The 15,231-nt window shown below is 52.4% G+C and carries 15 protein-coding genes and 3 pseudogenes; 11 read left to right on the plus strand and 7 right to left on the minus strand.

Going from position 1 to position 15,231, the window contains the following annotated elements; genetic code table 11:
• Positions 1-40: 40 nt before the first annotated feature.
• Positions 41-430 (plus strand): response regulator, encoded by a 390-nt coding sequence (locus KTE_RS46210; protein ID WP_201394217.1) that lies wholly within the window; start codon positions 41-43, stop codon positions 428-430.
• Between the two features lie 152 nt (positions 431-582).
• Here KTE_RS46210 and KTE_RS46215 read toward each other — a convergent pair whose 3' ends face one another.
• Positions 583-2,169: a trehalase family glycosidase gene (locus tag KTE_RS46215; protein ID WP_201394218.1), complete on the minus strand. Its 1,587-nt coding sequence runs from the start codon at positions 2,167-2,169 to the stop codon at positions 583-585.
• A gap of 232 nt (positions 2,170-2,401) precedes the next feature.
• Between KTE_RS46215 and KTE_RS46220 the strand changes: the two genes are divergently transcribed.
• The gene (locus tag KTE_RS46220; protein WP_201394219.1) at positions 2,402-2,785 is read left to right on the plus strand and encodes a hypothetical protein; all 384 of its coding nucleotides are present in this window, start codon (positions 2,402-2,404) and stop codon (positions 2,783-2,785) included.
• A 113-nt stretch (positions 2,786-2,898) separates the two neighbouring features.
• Here KTE_RS46220 and KTE_RS46225 read toward each other — a convergent pair whose 3' ends face one another.
• Genes KTE_RS46225 through hppD form a run of 3 tightly spaced genes read right to left on the minus strand, consistent with a single transcriptional unit; the run spans position 2,899 to position 6,101 of the window.
• Positions 2,899-4,056: a homogentisate 1,2-dioxygenase gene (locus KTE_RS46225; RefSeq protein ID WP_201394220.1), complete on the minus strand. Its 1,158-nt coding sequence runs from the start codon at positions 4,054-4,056 to the stop codon at positions 2,899-2,901.
• A gap of 52 nt (positions 4,057-4,108) precedes the next feature.
• Positions 4,109-4,996 (minus strand): fumarylacetoacetate hydrolase family protein, encoded by an 888-nt coding sequence (locus KTE_RS46230; protein ID WP_201394221.1) that lies wholly within the window; start codon positions 4,994-4,996, stop codon positions 4,109-4,111.
• A 1-nt stretch (position 4,997) separates the two neighbouring features.
• Positions 4,998-6,101, minus strand: coding sequence for a 4-hydroxyphenylpyruvate dioxygenase (hppD, locus tag KTE_RS46235; protein ID WP_201394222.1), 1,104 nt, complete (start codon positions 6,099-6,101; stop codon positions 4,998-5,000).
• 140 nt (positions 6,102-6,241) lie between these two features.
• On the opposite strand from hppD, the gene KTE_RS46240 reads away from it, so the two are divergent.
• A complete protein-coding gene (locus tag KTE_RS46240) occupies positions 6,242-6,934 on the plus strand; it encodes an IclR family transcriptional regulator (protein WP_201394223.1) in 693 nt (230 codons plus the stop codon).
• A 305-nt stretch (positions 6,935-7,239) separates the two neighbouring features.
• Positions 7,240-7,695: a ClbS/DfsB family four-helix bundle protein gene (locus tag KTE_RS46245; protein WP_201394225.1), complete on the plus strand. Its 456-nt coding sequence runs from the start codon at positions 7,240-7,242 to the stop codon at positions 7,693-7,695.
• Between the two features lie 116 nt (positions 7,696-7,811).
• Here the strand turns inward: KTE_RS46245 and KTE_RS46250 are convergent, their stop codons facing one another.
• Entirely contained in the window at positions 7,812-8,666 is an 855-nt protein-coding gene (locus tag KTE_RS46250; protein ID WP_201394227.1) for a helix-turn-helix transcriptional regulator, read from the minus strand.
• 233 nt (positions 8,667-8,899) lie between these two features.
• Here KTE_RS46250 and KTE_RS50385 point away from each other — a divergent pair.
• From KTE_RS50385 to KTE_RS50395, 3 genes and pseudogenes are all read left to right on the plus strand, one after another.
• Positions 8,900-9,214, plus strand: a pseudogene (locus KTE_RS50385) (alcohol dehydrogenase catalytic domain-containing protein); the annotation flags it as partial.
• 57 nt (positions 9,215-9,271) lie between these two features.
• Positions 9,272-9,859, plus strand: a complete 588-nt coding sequence (locus tag KTE_RS50390) for a zinc-binding dehydrogenase (RefSeq protein WP_374226893.1) — start codon at positions 9,272-9,274, stop codon at positions 9,857-9,859.
• A 307-nt stretch (positions 9,860-10,166) separates the two neighbouring features.
• Positions 10,167-10,277 (plus strand): annotated as a pseudogene (locus KTE_RS50395) (pentapeptide repeat-containing protein); the annotation flags it as partial.
• Between the two features lie 53 nt (positions 10,278-10,330).
• Here the strand turns inward: KTE_RS50395 and KTE_RS46260 are convergent.
• Both KTE_RS46260 and KTE_RS46265 read right to left on the minus strand, forming a co-directional pair.
• Positions 10,331-11,284 carry a DMT family transporter gene (locus KTE_RS46260; protein ID WP_201394231.1) on the minus strand — a complete coding sequence of 318 codons (954 nt, stop codon included), beginning with the start codon at positions 11,282-11,284 and terminating at the stop codon, positions 10,331-10,333.
• A gap of 156 nt (positions 11,285-11,440) precedes the next feature.
• Positions 11,441-13,162: a M3 family oligoendopeptidase gene (locus tag KTE_RS46265; protein ID WP_201394233.1), complete on the minus strand. Its 1,722-nt coding sequence runs from the start codon at positions 13,160-13,162 to the stop codon at positions 11,441-11,443.
• Between the two features lie 450 nt (positions 13,163-13,612).
• Between KTE_RS46265 and KTE_RS46270 the strand changes: the two are divergent.
• The 4 genes and pseudogenes from KTE_RS46270 to KTE_RS50400 all read left to right on the plus strand — a co-directional run.
• Positions 13,613-13,843: pseudogene (locus KTE_RS46270) on the plus strand (IS6 family transposase); the annotation flags it as partial.
• A 234-nt stretch (positions 13,844-14,077) separates the two neighbouring features.
• Positions 14,078-14,611 carry a GNAT family N-acetyltransferase gene (locus KTE_RS46275; protein WP_201394235.1) on the plus strand — a complete coding sequence of 178 codons (534 nt, stop codon included), beginning with the start codon at positions 14,078-14,080 and terminating at the stop codon, positions 14,609-14,611.
• A 145-nt stretch (positions 14,612-14,756) separates the two neighbouring features.
• A complete protein-coding gene (locus KTE_RS46280) occupies positions 14,757-14,960 on the plus strand; it encodes a hypothetical protein (protein ID WP_201394237.1) in 204 nt (67 codons plus the stop codon).
• 30 nt (positions 14,961-14,990) lie between these two features.
• Positions 14,991-15,230: a sigma factor-like helix-turn-helix DNA-binding protein gene (locus KTE_RS50400; RefSeq protein WP_374226894.1), complete on the plus strand. Its 240-nt coding sequence runs from the start codon at positions 14,991-14,993 to the stop codon at positions 15,228-15,230.
• The last annotated feature ends 1 nt before the right edge of the window (position 15,231 follow it).

Here is a 15,231-nt window from a genome sequence, read left to right on the forward strand (position 1 = left end):
GCATAACCTGATTTATCCTACATCAGAAGAGGACTAGCCCATGTTTAACTATGCAGAACAGCCCGGTAAAGCCGCAAAAAATATTCTGGTTGTGGAAGATGATACAGAAATTGGCCTGTTTTTGACGGAGGCCATTAAGCAGGAGACGCCACATACTGCTACACTCGCGACCACCGGAAAAGATGCCTTAAATCACATTAAGCGCACGCAGCTAGATCTGTTTGTCTGCGATTATCGCCTCCCTGATATGGACGGCTATACACTTTACCAGGTCATTCGCTCTATGGAGAGCTACGATGATACACCTGTCATCCTGATCAGCGCCATGCCGGATCTCATGGCTATCTCTGTACAGCACAAAAAGCTCCTGCGCATGAAGAAACCAATCGAGCTCGATGAGTTTCTTTATCTCTTGCAAGAGCTGCTTTAAGGGTAGCGTGCCTATGGTGCCTACGAGATAGGGTGCATAAATATGGGAGGAGGGGCAGACTGTCCCTCCTCCCATATTTATGCACCCTATTTTTCCTGTCAGCTATTGCCTTGCTGCATATCTCATATCTAATGTAAGGCGCCAACTAATAGTCAGCTATCTTTAAGCTCCTTTGAATCTGGTGTCCAGCGCCATTTTCCAGAGGTGAAGGTATGTGCAAATGTCTTCCCTCCTGGGAGCGAGAGGTTGAGTGTGAAGGGTTGTAGCGCCTGAACGGTCAGGTGGGGCGTATCGCTGGCGTTTTGGCGCTGTTCTGCCACGAGTGATACCACATTCTGGCCAAAGTGCAGGTTGGTGATACCATTGCGCTCGGTCAGGTTCAGTCGCCAGTTGAGGGTATGGGCGGGGGCGTCGACGCGCAGGCCGATGATGTCTTCAAGCAGTTCGCTGATCGCGAAGTTGCCGGACCAGCCGACAAAGTTGGGGCGAGCAGGAATCCCCTGTGAGGCCGAGTCGGGCGCGTAGTTCTCCCAGAGGGTACCAGTGCGCTGGTAGACCCGGTAGATGTTGTCTATGTCTTGTAGTGCAGCCTGGTAGGCGGTATCTTCCTCACCATAGAGCTTTAGCCCCCGCTCGACCATATAGTTTGTTGGCGCCCATACTCCTCCATTCCAGTAGTTTCCTGTCGCCGCGTTATAGTGAGGATCGGTCGCGGCCAGCGAGGCAAAGGGGTGCTCACGATAGAACTCGTTTGGGTTAAGCAGATGCTCTTTAATGAGCCGGGAGACCTGGTTGGTGTCGGCGAGTTGCGCCAGCAGAGGCCAGAATGAGCCAATGGTCTTCACCGGGCGTTGTTGGCCATCCTTGATGGGATAGTACATGCCATCCTGCTTGCTCCACATGCGCTGATTGATGAGATTCTTTAAGTGGGCGTACTCCTGCTGAAACTGGCTGGCAAGCTGGGTGTTGCCAACCGCCTGGGCGATACGCGAGATAGAGAGGGCGTTGAGGGCCTGTTGCGCGGACATATCGATCCAGTCCTGGCCAGGCTCAAAACAGGTGTCGCAGACGGTATGCTCAGGAGAATTATCCATGCCGCTGCCCACGCCTGTGTTCCAGTAGAGGCCGTCGCTATTGGTGCGATGCGTCTTGACCCAGGTATAGAACTTTATCAGCCTGGGCAGGACAGTCTTGAGGCGGCTGCTGTCTCCGCTGAGCTGGTAGTATTCCCACTCGCCCCAGGAGAGAATGGGTGGATTGATTGAGTTGGGATCGTTTTTCCCCTGATAGGGCAGTCCGCTGGTACCCTTAAACTGGCGGGCGATAAAGCCATCGGCATCCTGTTTGTGGTAGAAGTTATCGAAGGAGGCGGTGACGGGAAAGAGGTCGCGTCCATAGCGTGCGAACATACTCATGAAGACGGTGTCCCACAGGAAAATGTCGCCATTGAAGGCCGGGTCCATATAGTAGCTCACAAAGCCATTTTCGGGGGTTCCCGCCAGGATATGCTTGGTAAGGATTTGCCAGGCACCCCAGTACATAGTGATCCATTGGGGGTGCTTATCCAGTATGGGCTGAGGGAGCGCCGCCTGGAGTTGCTCCAGCGTATAGTGATAGGGATTGCCACCATCGGCGAGGCGGGTTGAGCGTGAGAAGGCTGGGGAGAGTGGAAGTAGATAAAGCAAGAGCACGAGCAGACAGAGGCGTGCCAGGAATGGATGTCGCCTATGGCTTTGCATGCTCTGCTCCTCTCTTAATTCTTCAGATATGTGCACATTCCTAAGATAAAGCTTGGTGAAACAGGGAGATATCAATGCAGAGGTTACGTATGTATTGTGTGTGAGGATATTCCGATAAATAGTACTGCCTGTTTTGACGTAGCCAGGAGAAAGGCGTATAAATTGTAGAGATATATATGTCGTTCTGTGGAGGTTGGGGAGGAAACTGCCCTCTCGCTAAAGGTACGAGGTCTTGATGAAACTGACTCACTATAAACGCCCCTCGGGTATTACCACCATGGCCATATTCGAGCTTGGTGGTGCGCTAAGTTGCCTTGGTTTGCTCTTTTTTACTGCTGCTGGTTCACGTGATTTTATCGCTTTGATCGTGGGGGCGTTGCTTGGGTTTGTGGTCGTATATGGTCTCTGGACTCTGCAATTCTGGGCCTTCTGGTTTACTGCTGGATATGAGACCGTGGAGATTGTATATGAACTCTTCCTGGTAACGCAGCCTGAATATAAAGGGTTACACTTGCTTGGTCCTCTCTTTGGCATTTTGATGAGCGCGATTACGCTAGGCTATATCTTTCTGGATCGCTCGGTGAAGCCAGTCTTTCAACGCAAGGCAATTGTATAGTCAATGTGTCGTTGGCGTGACTTCTCCCATCTGCGGTGCTCGCCTGGATAAGATGATGTGAGGCGCAGCGGCAGCTACAGGCTGCCGCTGCGCCTCACATCATCTTATCCTTGTTACTGCCAGCTATAGGGATAGCTGCTGTCATCGATAGTATGGGCGGAAGAGGTGTATTTGAGAGGGTTGAAGGTATCAACCATTACTGCCAACTCGTCGGTGCGTTCGACGCCCAGGCTCTTCTCGACGGCTCCCGGATGTGGTCCGTGTGGGATGCCACGTGGGTGCAGTGAGATCGAAGAGCGTTCGATGCCACGCCGGCTGCCAAAGTTGCCGTTTACATAGTAGAGCATCTCGTCGCTATCGATGTTGCTATGGTTGTAGGGCACGGGAATGGAGAGCGGGTGGTAATCGAGCTTGCGTGGCACAAACGAGCAGACCACAAAGTTTGGCCCCTGGAAGGTCTGATGCACTGGCGGAGGCTGATGGACTCGCCCAGTAATCGGCTCGAAGTCGTCAATGTTGAAAATCCAGGGATACTCGTAGCCATCCCAGCCCACAACATTCAAGGGATGGAAATCGTACCAATAGCTGGAGATGAGATCTCCAACTTTGACGCGCACTTCAAACTCGCCCTGCTCGGTGTGTGTTACCAGCTCCTCGGGTCTGCGAATATCGCGCTCGCAGTAGGGCGAGTGCTCAAGCAACTGACCATTAGGGCTGAGATAGCGACGTGGTGGCTGAATACTTCCGTACGCTTCAACAATGAGGAAGCGACTCTGTGGGCTGCTCTCGCCTATGTTAAAGCGATAGGTCGTGCCGCGTGGGATAATGATGTAGTCGCCCTCATGGTAGGGGAGCAGGCCAAAGGTTGTTTCCAGGACGCCGCGCCCCTCGTGGACAAAGTACATGGTGTCCGCGCCACCATCGCGATAAAAGTAGTTCATCTGCTCGTTTGGTAGCGCAATACCAATGGTGAGGTCCTGGTTATACATCAGAATCTGATTGCCCAGTACAGCGTCGCCGCCTGGCTGTAACTGGGCGGTCTTCAGGTGATGATGGCGCTGGACATCGACCTTCCACTCCTCCAGGTGACGCTCGCTGAAGTGCTCGATCTTCTTTACTCGCGTGGGTGGATAGTAGTGGTAGATGTTCGAGTAGTTATTGGAGAAGCCCTCGATTCCAAACAGCTCTTCCGAGTACAGCGTTCCATCTGGCTTACGAAATTGCGTATGCCGTTTGGGCGGAATCTTACCCAGGCGATGATAAGGTGGCATTATTGTCCTCCTGGCAGGTGTGACCATTCACATCGGCCACATTGCAAACGCGCTAGACAATGGTGTTGCGTAGAATCCCGATACCCTCAATTTCAAGTTCGATTGTCTCTCCAGGCTGAAACCAGGGATGCACTGAGGTACCAATCTCTAGTAAGCAACCTGTGCCAACAGTGCCAGAGCCGATGACGTCGCCTGGGCGTAGACGAGCGTTGCGCGAGGCGTAGGCGACCATCTGTGGGAAGCTATAGTAGATCTGCTGAAAGTTGCCGCGCGAGATCTCCTGTCCATTGACGCGTGCCAGCATGGTCATATCGTAACGCTCGCTCTCCCCACTGCCGGAGCGGCGCCCTGTCAGTTCATCCGGCGTCACGAGCCAGGGACCAAGCGAGGTCGCGAAATCCTTGCCTTTGCCGGGCCCCAGGTTGAGCTTCATATCCAGGCGCTGGAAATCACGCGCGCTCCAGTCATTCATGATTGTGTAGCCAGCGATATAACTCTCGGCCTCTTCCACGGAAATGTTCTTGCCTTCGCGCCCAATCACACAGGCAATCTCCAGCTCGATGTCCAGCTCCTGGCTTCCAGTCGGATAGGGAACCGGCTCGTCGGGACCATAGATCTCGCTGGTATTGGAGAAGTAGAAGGTTGGCACCTGATACCACTCGGGGATCATCTCCAGCCCGCGTGTGGCACGACCCGCCTTGACATGCTGCTCGAAAGCGTAGAAATCGCGCAGGGTGGGTGGCTCAGGAATTGGGGGCAGGAGCTTCACCGCGTCGATCGGCAGGTCGTGCGTGGAGGTTGCCAGCGCTTCTCGCGCCATCGTCATCCCGTGCGGATCCTGCAATAACTCCAGCAGGGAGGGATAGGGCAGGGGAATGACACGCTCGTCGCGTATCACCCCCGCCTGTATTTGCTTGTCGCGAAAGGTCACAAGCTTCATATCACAGATTGCCTCGCAGCTCCTGCTCACGCTCAAGGGCTTCGAAGAGCGCCTTGAAGTTGCCCTCGCCAAAGCCACGTGCGCCCTTGCGCTGGATGATCTCAAAGAAGATGGTTGGACGTGTCACGACGGGCTTAGAGAAGATCTGGAGCAGGTAGCCTTCCTCATCGTGATCGATCAGAATGCCAAGTTCTGCCAGTTGTTGGAGGTCCTCATCGATATGACCTACACGATCCAGTACATCTTCATAATAGCTTTGCGGTGTGCGCAAGAACTCGACGCCGCGCTCCGTCAGGTTGCGTACGGTTGAGACGATATCGTCGGTGATCAGGGCCAGATGTTGTACGCCAGGTGAGCGGTAGAAGTCCAGGTACTCCTCGATCTGGGATTTCTTGCGACCCTGAGCAGGCTCATTGATGGGCAGCTTGATGCGTCCGCTACCATTCTGCATAACCTTTGACATCAGGGCGGAGTACTCGGTACTGATCTGGCGATCATCGAAGTGGATCATCTGCGTGAAGCCCATGATCCGCTCATAGAAAGAGACCCACTCATTCATCTTACCTAGCTCAACGTTGCCTACAACGTGATCGATTCCAGCCAGGCCCGCGGGGCGAGCGCGGCGTGGTTGATTGCTCTCCAGAGGCTTGAAGCCCGGCAGGAAGACACCTTTGTAATCCTGGCGCTCGACAAAGGTATGAATGGTATCGCCATAGGTTTTGATTGCAGCTAGCTTGACCGAACCATAGCTGTCGCGACGCTCGGTAGGCTCTAGAACACCCTGTGCGCCCCGGCTGGTAGCTTCGCGATAGGCTCGCTCGGCGTTCTCAACGCGGAAAGCCACATCCTTCACGCCATCGCCATGTAGATGTACATGCTCGGCGATCTCGCCTTCAGGACTCAGGGGCGCGGTAATCACCAGGCGAATATTGCCCTGCTCCAGGACATAGCTTGTGTGGTCGCGAACGCCGGTCTCCAGACCGGCATAGGCCACAGGCACAAAGCCCCAGGCCTGACTAAAATAATACGAGGTGTGTCGGGCATCGCCGACATACATTTCAATGTAGTCAAAGTTCTGAATGGGCATGAAATCTTGCTCGACCATGAGCGTGGCTCCTTCCCTTTTAGGGCTACAACATTGTATACTACTATAGAATGTTCGATAATCGAACTCACTTTCCGATAATAGATCCTACATTAGGTGTACCCCATATAGGTCAAAATGTCAAGATAGAAGGCAGGAGTATGTTAGAACAACAACCAATGGCACGTGGAGAGACGGTCCAGACGCTTGATCGAGGATTACATGTGCTTGAATTACTGGCGAAGGAGCCAGAAGGGCTCCTCTCCCAGGAGGTGGCGGGCAGGCTTGCCCTGCATCGCACAGTAGCATATCGCTTGCTTAACACGCTCTTAGAGCATCGCCTGGTTCAGAGGATGGACGACGGACGTTATCGCCTGGGAATGGGCTTGATCTCCCTGGCGCGTAGCGTACAGCCACAGTTACAGAGCGTCGCCGTACCTGAACTCACCCGCCTCGCCGAAGAGTTGGGAGCAACCGCACACCTCACCGTCGCTGACGGAAGTGAAGCCGTGGTGCTTACAACTATAGAACCCAGTCGAACCCATATGCATGTCGTATATCGCACAGGCTTTCGCCATCCCCTTGACCAGGCGGCCTCAGGCATCGCCATCCTTGCCGGGCGAGAGGCGCAAAGTGGGGAGCGTTCGCAAGTGACGCGGGCGCGCCAGAAAGGCTACGCGGTCAGTCGCAGCGAGATCCAGCAGGGAGCGAGCGGGATCGCGGCCCCTATTCACGTCGCGGGTCGTCCTGCTGAGGCGAGCATTGGCATCATTGTCCTGGGAGACATAGATGAGGATACTGTCTTTCCGCACATTATCACGGCTGCCCGCGCCATCTCACTACAACTACATTAAAGTTGACCCTAAGCAACTAACTCTATTATCATTCTTACCAGAAGAGTATCGTGCTCTAAAACTTACATCAATGGGATTAATATGGTATATTTGCTTTAGAGCACGATGCTCAGGAAGAATTCATATGGTCAAGAGGGAAGCAGCATGCATTATCAGGCAGTGACTCCAGTGGTGAGCAACGCATCAACAAAATAGAGCCAGCTCTCCTTTTTCATGAAAGGGAGTTGGTATAGAAAAAAGGCTGTTTCTGAAGGAGAAAATCTTGCCTTCAGCAAATTGTTGTTGCCATAACTGGAGAATAGAGAATGTTTGACTCTACACGAAAAGCGCGCCTTTTGAGCCTGATACAAAGCGAGCATACCCGGCTAGAGGCTCTCCTCCAGCCGCTTAGCCAGCAGCAAATGCTACAAAGCGGCGTAGCGGGAAGCTGGTCAATTAAGGATATCCTGGCTCATCTTACCTGGTGGGAGCAGGCCATGATTAGCGAAATTGTCCATGGCATTGAGTTGGATCCCGGTCTCCAGGGCGAAACCTGGTCAACCGAGCGTGCTAATGCGCTTACAGTTGAAGCGAAGCGCTCCACCCCTTTGGCAGCTATTCTCTCTGAGTTCACAAATTCATATAGCCAGATAGTAAATATGCTAGAGTACCTTGAAGAAAAGGATCTAGCGAGCGATGAACTATATGAGCATCTCGCCAACAATACGGGGCGTCATTACGCCGAGCATAGGCAGATGATTGAAGCCTGGCTATCTCTGTAGAGTACCTTGAAGAGTAGGTAGTAACCATAAGTAGACGAGGGCGGGCTAGTTAAACTGGCACGCCCTTTTTATTGCATGCAACCCTTGTACAGCTATCCTAGTGCAAACTCAGTTTCTCAAAGTGAAATGTTCTTATTGGTCATGAATGCTCTGAGTTTCGTCGTTGTGTCGAATTGCGAGAGTGGTGTATGGACCACGATCTGTAAGTCAGGACGTTCCGGCACGACGAGAGTCGTTCCTTGGAATACGAGGAGACCAATCAGCGGATGATTGATTTCATTCTGATCGTGACATGTGAAGAGAATGTCATGCTCAGGCCACCAGGCGCGAAATTCGGGACTCAGCCGGTGTAACTCAGTGATCAACTCCCGAAACCATATCTCGTTGGCGTAGCGGTCGCTCCTTGCGCGCAAGAGTGCGATACTTCGCCGTGCCGCCTGTTCCCAATGTACGAGACGTTCTCGTTGTGAAGGCTCCATAAAGGTGGACCAGACAGCATTGCGACCTCGTTCAGAGCGACTGGAGAAATCGCCAAAAACGCGGTTGGCACTTTCATTCCACGCGATCACATCTAGATGTCGATCAACGAGCAGAGCTGGGTAGATGCCCCATCCATCGAGAATGGTTTGATAGGCTGCGGAATGCCCCCAGTTCTCACTGCCCTGCTCATCTGGAAGCGGAAGCGGATCTCGTGCGAGGAGAAACAGATGGCTGCGCTCCTGCTCATTCAATTGCAAGATATCTGCAAGGCGGGAAAGGAGTTGATCGGAGACATGAATATCCCGACCTTGTTCGAGCCACGTATACCAGGAAACGCCCACTCCAACCAGTTGAGCAAGTTCTTCTCGTCTGAGTCCGGGCTTTCGACGCCTGGGATAGGCAGGGAGATCAAATTGCTCCGGGCGGAGACGGGCACGACGGGTTTTCAAAAAATCAGCAAGGTGTGTGCGGCGCTTTCCTGTTTCTCTCATCTCTTCTTTCTTGCTCTCTTGTCATCTTTCGATGTGTGAAACTGTTACTCCTACACCTATGTTTAGCGCACTCCTGTTGTCAACAAGAAGGCTGCTCCATAATAGCACCAGACAGGCTGCAAGGTCTAGCTCTCTCTCACCGTCCCAGACATATGAACTGTTTGGTGAAAAGAGCAGCGATCCAGCCACAGACAAAAGTTTCCTCTCCAGCAGAGAGTATTCAGGAGAAACAGATGAGTTCAATACAAGCCATTGTTGTCGATCCTCAGGTCGCAGGACGCTTGGCGATACGCACAGTTGAGCGTCCAACTCCCGCACCATCAGAGGCATTGGTTCGGGTGCATACGATCTCGCTCAATGTGGGCGACATCTACAGAATCTCCCAAGCAGAATCCGGGGGGCAACTGGGATGGGATTTGGCAGGCATTGTCGAGCAGGCCGCCGCTGATGGATCAGGGCCAAAGCCTGGCACCAGAGTCGCCGGACTCCTTGTGGCTCCTCGTTTTGGGGCTGGAGCACAACTTGTCGCTGTTCCGACAAAAGAGCTTGCGGAGATCCCAAATGAGGTTACCTTTACCCAAGCTGCCGCGCTCCCAACCGCAGGGCTGACTGCTCTTTACGCGCTGGAGAGAGGCGGATTTCTGCTGAACCGGCACATTCTGGTCACTGGTGCTTCCGGTGGTGTTGGTCATTTTGCGTGTCAACTGGCCCAACTTGCAGGAGCATCTGTTGTTGGAACAGTACGGCAGGAGGCGAATGTGGCGAGTGTAAAAGTCCTAGGAGTTCACCACATTGTGAAGGGGGACGATCTCTCTGTCGCACAACAGTTTGGCCCCTACGACCTCATTATCGACGTACTAGGCGGAAAGGCGTTAGCCATGGCATTGAGTAGCCTGATCAAACCTGATGGCCTCTGTGTCAGCCTGGGAATCATGGATGGTCTTGATGTGACGCTGAACCTGGGAGAGATGTTTATGCGAACAGGCAACGTCAATCTGTCCACCCTGGTCTTGCCCGTAGAACTGAGAAGCAGAGTTGGAGCAGAAGGACTCACCGGCCTGGCGCAGCTGGTCGCTAAGGAGCGATTACATCCACTGATTGGCGTAGAGGCTCCCTGGACAGAAATTGCAGAGGTTGTCCAGCAATTCCAGAAGCGCCGCATTCCTGGGAAGGTGGTCTTGCACATCTCGTAGGAGCACATCCATCAGGTGAGATGTCCATCGTTGTGCGCCTGTGCCACGCGCACAACGATGGACATCTCACCCATGCCTCAACCTGTTCGCCAACGCTTCCCATCGCATCATTCTCTCAATCTCCTCGTCCTTGCTTTATCGAGTTTAAAAGGATACAATGCATGAGATGTTCTCAGAAATCAAGTTGAAAGATACGGCGAAGAGAAGCACTATGGCGAATCAGGAACAACTCCATCTCCTGCGGCAGGGAATACCAGCCTGGAATCAATGGCGACGTGAAAACCGGGAGATTCTCGTCGACCTGAGAATGGCAGACTTACGCGAAGCCAATTTGCGAGGCGCCGATCTGAACAAGGCTAATCTCCAAGGAACTTACCTGAAGCAGGCCGATCTGAGCGAGGCAGACTTGGATCGCGCGTTGCTCGAGGGGGTGACGCAGAACGGATGCAACAACACATTAGGCAATAAAGGTCATGGAACGCGCTTGTATAAGCGACTGCGTCGTGGCCAGAGGCGGAGTTCACCGATGACCATGCCTAGAAGGATGCAGGCGCAACCGAACCAGCCAAGAGGCGTGAGCATCTCACCGACAGCGTAACCAAAGACGCCGGCCCAGACTGGTTCTAGTGCATAGACAAGCGTGGCCTGAGTGCTACTGACTGACTGCTGCACCCAGTTCATCACCGCGAAGCAGAAGGCGGTCGCAATCATCCCCATAAAGAGAACCGAGAGCCAGACAGGAGCGGGAGGCAGGATCAGAGGTTCTCCTGCTAGCGGAATCGCCACAGCACTCAGAAGAGCTGTAAGCGCGATTTGCACAATCGCGAGGTTCATTGGATCGGCCTTCGGGGCAAATTTGCTTATCGTTACGATATGAAGCGCATTGGCAACGGCACAGCCCAGCACAAGTAGCTCACCTAAACCAAAGGTCAACACGAGATTCTTATTGAAAGAGATCAACGTTAAGCCCACAAAGGAGATTACGACCCCAGTAATCGCCATACGGGTCGGCTTCTGTTTGAGGATAAAGAGCGAGAGGATTGTCACAAAGGGGACATAGAGCCCTGTGATGAAAGCGGCCTCGCTGGATGTTGTATAGCGCAACCCCCATGTTTGCAACGCAAAGCCCGCAAAGAGAAAGAGGCCAATACAGCTTCCCGCGCCCAGTTCATAGCGATTCATGTGGCGCAGCCGCTTATGGAAGATCAGGATCAGGGTTAGCGCTCCCAATGAGAAGCGCAGGGCCAGAAAGGTGAAGACACCCGTCAGCTTGATGGTCTCCTGCACGACCAGGAAAGTGCTGCCCCAAACAATGGTTGCCAGCACCATGAGCGTGATATACAGATATTTTCGCCTGGGTGTGAGGGGGAGGAGGGTAGATGCAATGGCATCCTCTATGACTGGTGGTGGGGTTGATGTGGTCACGAGTGCGCTATCCTTTACTAGTAATTGCCTGAGATTAAGTATTAACAGAAGTTGAGCAAAATTGCAACCTACCAGAGAGCGTGAGCGGGCCAATATGCGCAATTGCGCATATTGGCCCGCTCACGCTCTCTGGTATCTAGATCTTAAAAGGTCAATTTACACGTGGTTTTGTGCTACTTCCAGTTCATGAAGTGTATCAGTCAAGAGTGCAAGCGTTGATTGGAGCATCTCCCTATCGAAGACAAATTTTGCTCCGGCGGCCTCAAACAGTTCCGGAAGGGTGCGGGTCGCCCCAAGAGAGAGTGCATAGCGATATTTTTGTAACCCGTCCTGGGGATTGTGCAGGTAGTTGCGCCAGACCTGAATGGCGCCCAGGGCAGCGAAGGCATATTCGATGTAGTAGAAGGGGTAGCCATAGAAGTGGAGCGTGTTCTGCCAGCCAGAGCGGTAGACTGCATCCAGGCCGCTCCAGTCCACATCAGGGTAGAAGCGTTGCGAGAGTTCGACCCATTTCTCATCACAGCGGGCGGGGTCTGTAGCGAGTTCCGGATGCTCATAGGCCCAGTGCTGGAAGGCATCGCCGCGCGCGACCATGATGAACTGGTGTGTAACCATCCCTTCCAGGTGCTCAATGCGAAGTTGGGCGGCCTCTTCAAGCGTACACAACCCTACCTCATTCAGATGCATGGAGCCGATAAACTCCATGCTTGTCGAGGCGACTTCCGCGAACTCAATAGGCACGAAAGACTCTTTGCGCTGTTGCAGGTACGAGAGCGAGCGCATCTCGAAGGTGTGGAAGGCGTGCCCGGCCTCGTGAGAGATCAGCCCTATGCCATCACTTAAGAGCGTCACACGCCCAAAGATGAATGGAACCTGCCTGACCTCTAACGCCAGGTTATAGCCGCCAGGCGCCTTGGAGGGGCGATCATCCAGGTCAAAGAGATCCTCTTGAAGCATAGTCTGGAAATAGGCACCAAGCTGGGGGTCGATATGCTCAAAGAGTCCCTGAAATTGCTGTAAGAAGCCCTGTACGTCGGAGACGGTGTGTGGTGCCTGGCTTGAGCGCGAGTTGACCGCGAGATCCCAGGGACGCAGGGTCTCAATCCCTAAGCGCTGGCGATGCTGCTCCCAGATCTTACTGGCGGCGGGCACAAATACCTGCTCAACCGCCTCATGGAAATGCTTACAGTCATTGGGAGTATAGTCAAAACGGTGCAATTGTTGCCAGCGATACTCGCGGTAGCTGTCGTAGCCAGCGTTTTGCGCAATTTGTTGACGAACCTGGATACCCTGAGCCCATAATTTCCCCAACTCCTCCCGGTCAACCAGTTTGCGCTCACTCATTGTGCGCCAGACCTGCTCGCGACGTGCGCGCTCAGGATCACGCAGGACAGGATAGAGAGAACCAAGGCTCTTCTCCTCACCCTCCCACTGTACTGTCTGTTCACCAATGATATTTTGATAGACAGTGCCCACATTGCGCTCGTCATTGAGTAAGGCTACATTCGCCTCAGTATAAATGCTAGCCTCGGCACGGAGGTTACGCAGTGGTATCGCAAAATTCTCTGGTTCCAGACCGCTTGCTAACAGTTGCTGCTTCAATTGCTGCTCATAGGTCTGGATATAGATATAGACTTCATCCTGGAAGCGCTGTTTCTGCAAAAGGCGCTCCTGGTCGGCTGTATTCTGTGTACAGGCGATCTCATGGCGCGTGATGGTTTCGTCAACGAGTGCGCCAAGGTGTGACCACTGTAATAGCCAGGGAGAGAGTGTCTCCGCTGAGAGGGTGGTTGAGGATAATTCTTGATACCAGGGCTCGATCTCTGCCCAACTTCGTTGTTCAAATTCTTCGCTTGTCTGGGGAAGTGATGTATACATAAGAAATAACCTTTCTCTTTTAAAATGTAGGGAAGGTTAGCAAACCTTAAGAAGGGTCAATAAGCGTAAAAATGCGATGCATTTTCTCCAGCCAGCATATGCGTCTTTGCCTGTTATATGTTGCCCTTTTTACAGAGATCGTGGCGAGAATGCCCCGGTCATGGATGACTCAGCAACCTTCCTTCCTGCCTCTCTTTGCACACATGGCCTGAAGCCATCAACTCATGTTTCCGAGTAACCGTTTCGAATGCTTGTTCTTGTATACACATAGCTTCCGCCGGGACTATGCAACGGAACCAGCGAGGCCGTGTGGTGACGACCAGGAAGAGGTCAATCATACAGAAAGTATAGCATGATTGACCTCTTTCGTGTAGAGGAAAGATGTTTCTTGACAATACAACAGATATTGTCAACTTGCTAACAAACAAAAATTTCTGACATACTGATGGCATGAAACCATCATCTGTTTCCCCTTACAAAGGGTTCCGCTTCCCACCTGAGATTATTGGTCGCTGCGTGTGGCTGTATTTTCGGTTCTCGCTCAGCTTCCGTGATATCGAAGAGATCATGGCTGAACGTGGAATCAGCATGACCTATGAAACAATTCGCCAGTGGTGCCTCAAATTTGGTCAGCAGTATGCCAATACACTCAAGTATCGCTCTGGAAAGCTGGGAGACAAAATGAATTGGCAGGGATGAAAGCAATCGCTTAGCGCTTCATCATCCGCTCTCCATATTTTGCCTTTCCCTTTCTTCCTCGTCATTCCCAGAAAAGCTCTTAATTTCCTTTGATAAGTTGACAATACCCGTAGGAAGGCCCTGTAGTTTATGATTGTTTGGTAGATCTTCGTTTGCTGTTGTGCTAAAGTTTTTATATATCGAACATTGTGATTGCCAGAAAGGTTTGACGTTTCTATGTTACTCCATGGAAAAAAATGTTACCTGCGTACTTTTACTCAGGAAGATCTGCCAATCTTCAAAAAGATGCAGGCCGATCCTGAATTTTTGACGGAATATAATTTCTTTGGGCTGTCTGGTCAGACCAGTCGCCGTGAGCAGCGCTTTCAGGAAAATGGTCTGATCGGACCAAAATATGGTGCTTTGGTGGTAATGACGCACAAAGAGGAGATCGCTGGCGATATCAGCTATCGTCAGGTCCACGGCGGTCCCACCACTGAAGGGACTTACGCTTTTAATATTGGGATTGCCCTTTTGCCGGAGCATCGTGGCAAGGGTTATGGTTCAGAGGCTCAACGTTTGCTGGCTGAATACCTCTTTGCCGTGTTTCCCGTCAGGCGTGTGGATGCCACCACTGATATCACCAATATTCCTGAACAGAGGGCGCTGGTCAAAGCCGGTTTTACGCGTGAAGGTGTCCTCCGTCAGGTCCAATGGCGCATGGGTGACTGGCACGATATGGTCGTCTATAGTAAATTGCGCGGCGAATAATCTCCTGCCTAACCCTTTCTCGAAACAGATCCATTTTCCAAAGAAGGTTTCTCTTACTGTTCAGAATGGAATCCATACTCCTGTAACGCGGGCCAGTATACCTAGTGAATGTGCAAGACCTGAGAAAGGAATGGCTTTTATCCTGATGCAAGACTATCCGAAACGCTCTGCTGCTGAACAGGAACGTCTGATCTGGTTGGCCGCTATTTATCGGAACTACTCGTTTGAGATCCAGCGCTATATCGTAAGCAAAGTAGGTGAGGTGGCCCTGGCCGAAGATTTAACCAGTACCGTTTTTCTCAAAGCTATACAATGGTTACGTCAGGAGCAGAGCAAAGTGCAGGTGTAGGCTTGGCTTTACGCCACAGCTCGCACAACCATTGCGGATCACTGGCAGGCACAAAGTCAGTACGAGGTCTACTCTCTCGATAGTGATAGAGACCACTGGCAGGCTTTAGAGGAAGATGCCGAACGTGGTCATAGGAAAGCTGAACAACGTGTACAGCACCTGCTTGGCCTTTTGCCAGAACGTGAACGCAATGTGCTTACTCTGCGTTATCTCCGGGGCTATACGGCCTCGGAAATAGCCAGTGTGTTAGGAACAAATGCAAGCCATTGAA

This window comes from Ktedonobacter sp. SOSP1-85, assembly GCF_016587415.1.
Taxonomy (GTDB): Bacteria; Chloroflexota; Ktedonobacteria; order Ktedonobacterales; family Ktedonobacteraceae; genus Ktedonobacter.

Bases quoted from the DNA above. Each gene is read 5' to 3' on its own strand.
- KTE_RS46265 (WP_201394233.1), bottom strand. From the start codon at position 13,162: ATGTATACATCACTTCCCCAGACAAGCGAAGAATTTGAACAACGAAGT.
- KTE_RS46275 (WP_201394235.1), top strand. From the start codon at position 14,078: ATGTTACTCCATGGAAAAAAATGTTACCTGCGTACTTTTACTCAGGAA.
- KTE_RS46225 (WP_201394220.1), bottom strand. From the start codon at position 4,056: ATGCCACCTTATCATCGCCTGGGTAAGATTCCGCCCAAACGGCATACG.
- KTE_RS46240 (WP_201394223.1), top strand. From the start codon at position 6,242: ATGTTAGAACAACAACCAATGGCACGTGGAGAGACGGTCCAGACGCTT.
- KTE_RS46215 (WP_201394218.1), bottom strand. From the start codon at position 2,169: ATGCAAAGCCATAGGCGACATCCATTCCTGGCACGCCTCTGTCTGCTC.
- hppD (WP_201394222.1), bottom strand. From the start codon at position 6,101: ATGGTCGAGCAAGATTTCATGCCCATTCAGAACTTTGACTACATTGAA.
- KTE_RS46230 (WP_201394221.1), bottom strand. From the start codon at position 4,996: ATGAAGCTTGTGACCTTTCGCGACAAGCAAATACAGGCGGGGGTGATA.
- KTE_RS46210 (WP_201394217.1), top strand. From the start codon at position 41: ATGTTTAACTATGCAGAACAGCCCGGTAAAGCCGCAAAAAATATTCTG.
- KTE_RS46245 (WP_201394225.1), top strand. From the start codon at position 7,240: ATGTTTGACTCTACACGAAAAGCGCGCCTTTTGAGCCTGATACAAAGC.
- KTE_RS46280 (WP_201394237.1), top strand. From the start codon at position 14,757: ATGCAAGACTATCCGAAACGCTCTGCTGCTGAACAGGAACGTCTGATC.
- KTE_RS46250 (WP_201394227.1), bottom strand. From the start codon at position 8,666: ATGAGAGAAACAGGAAAGCGCCGCACACACCTTGCTGATTTTTTGAAA.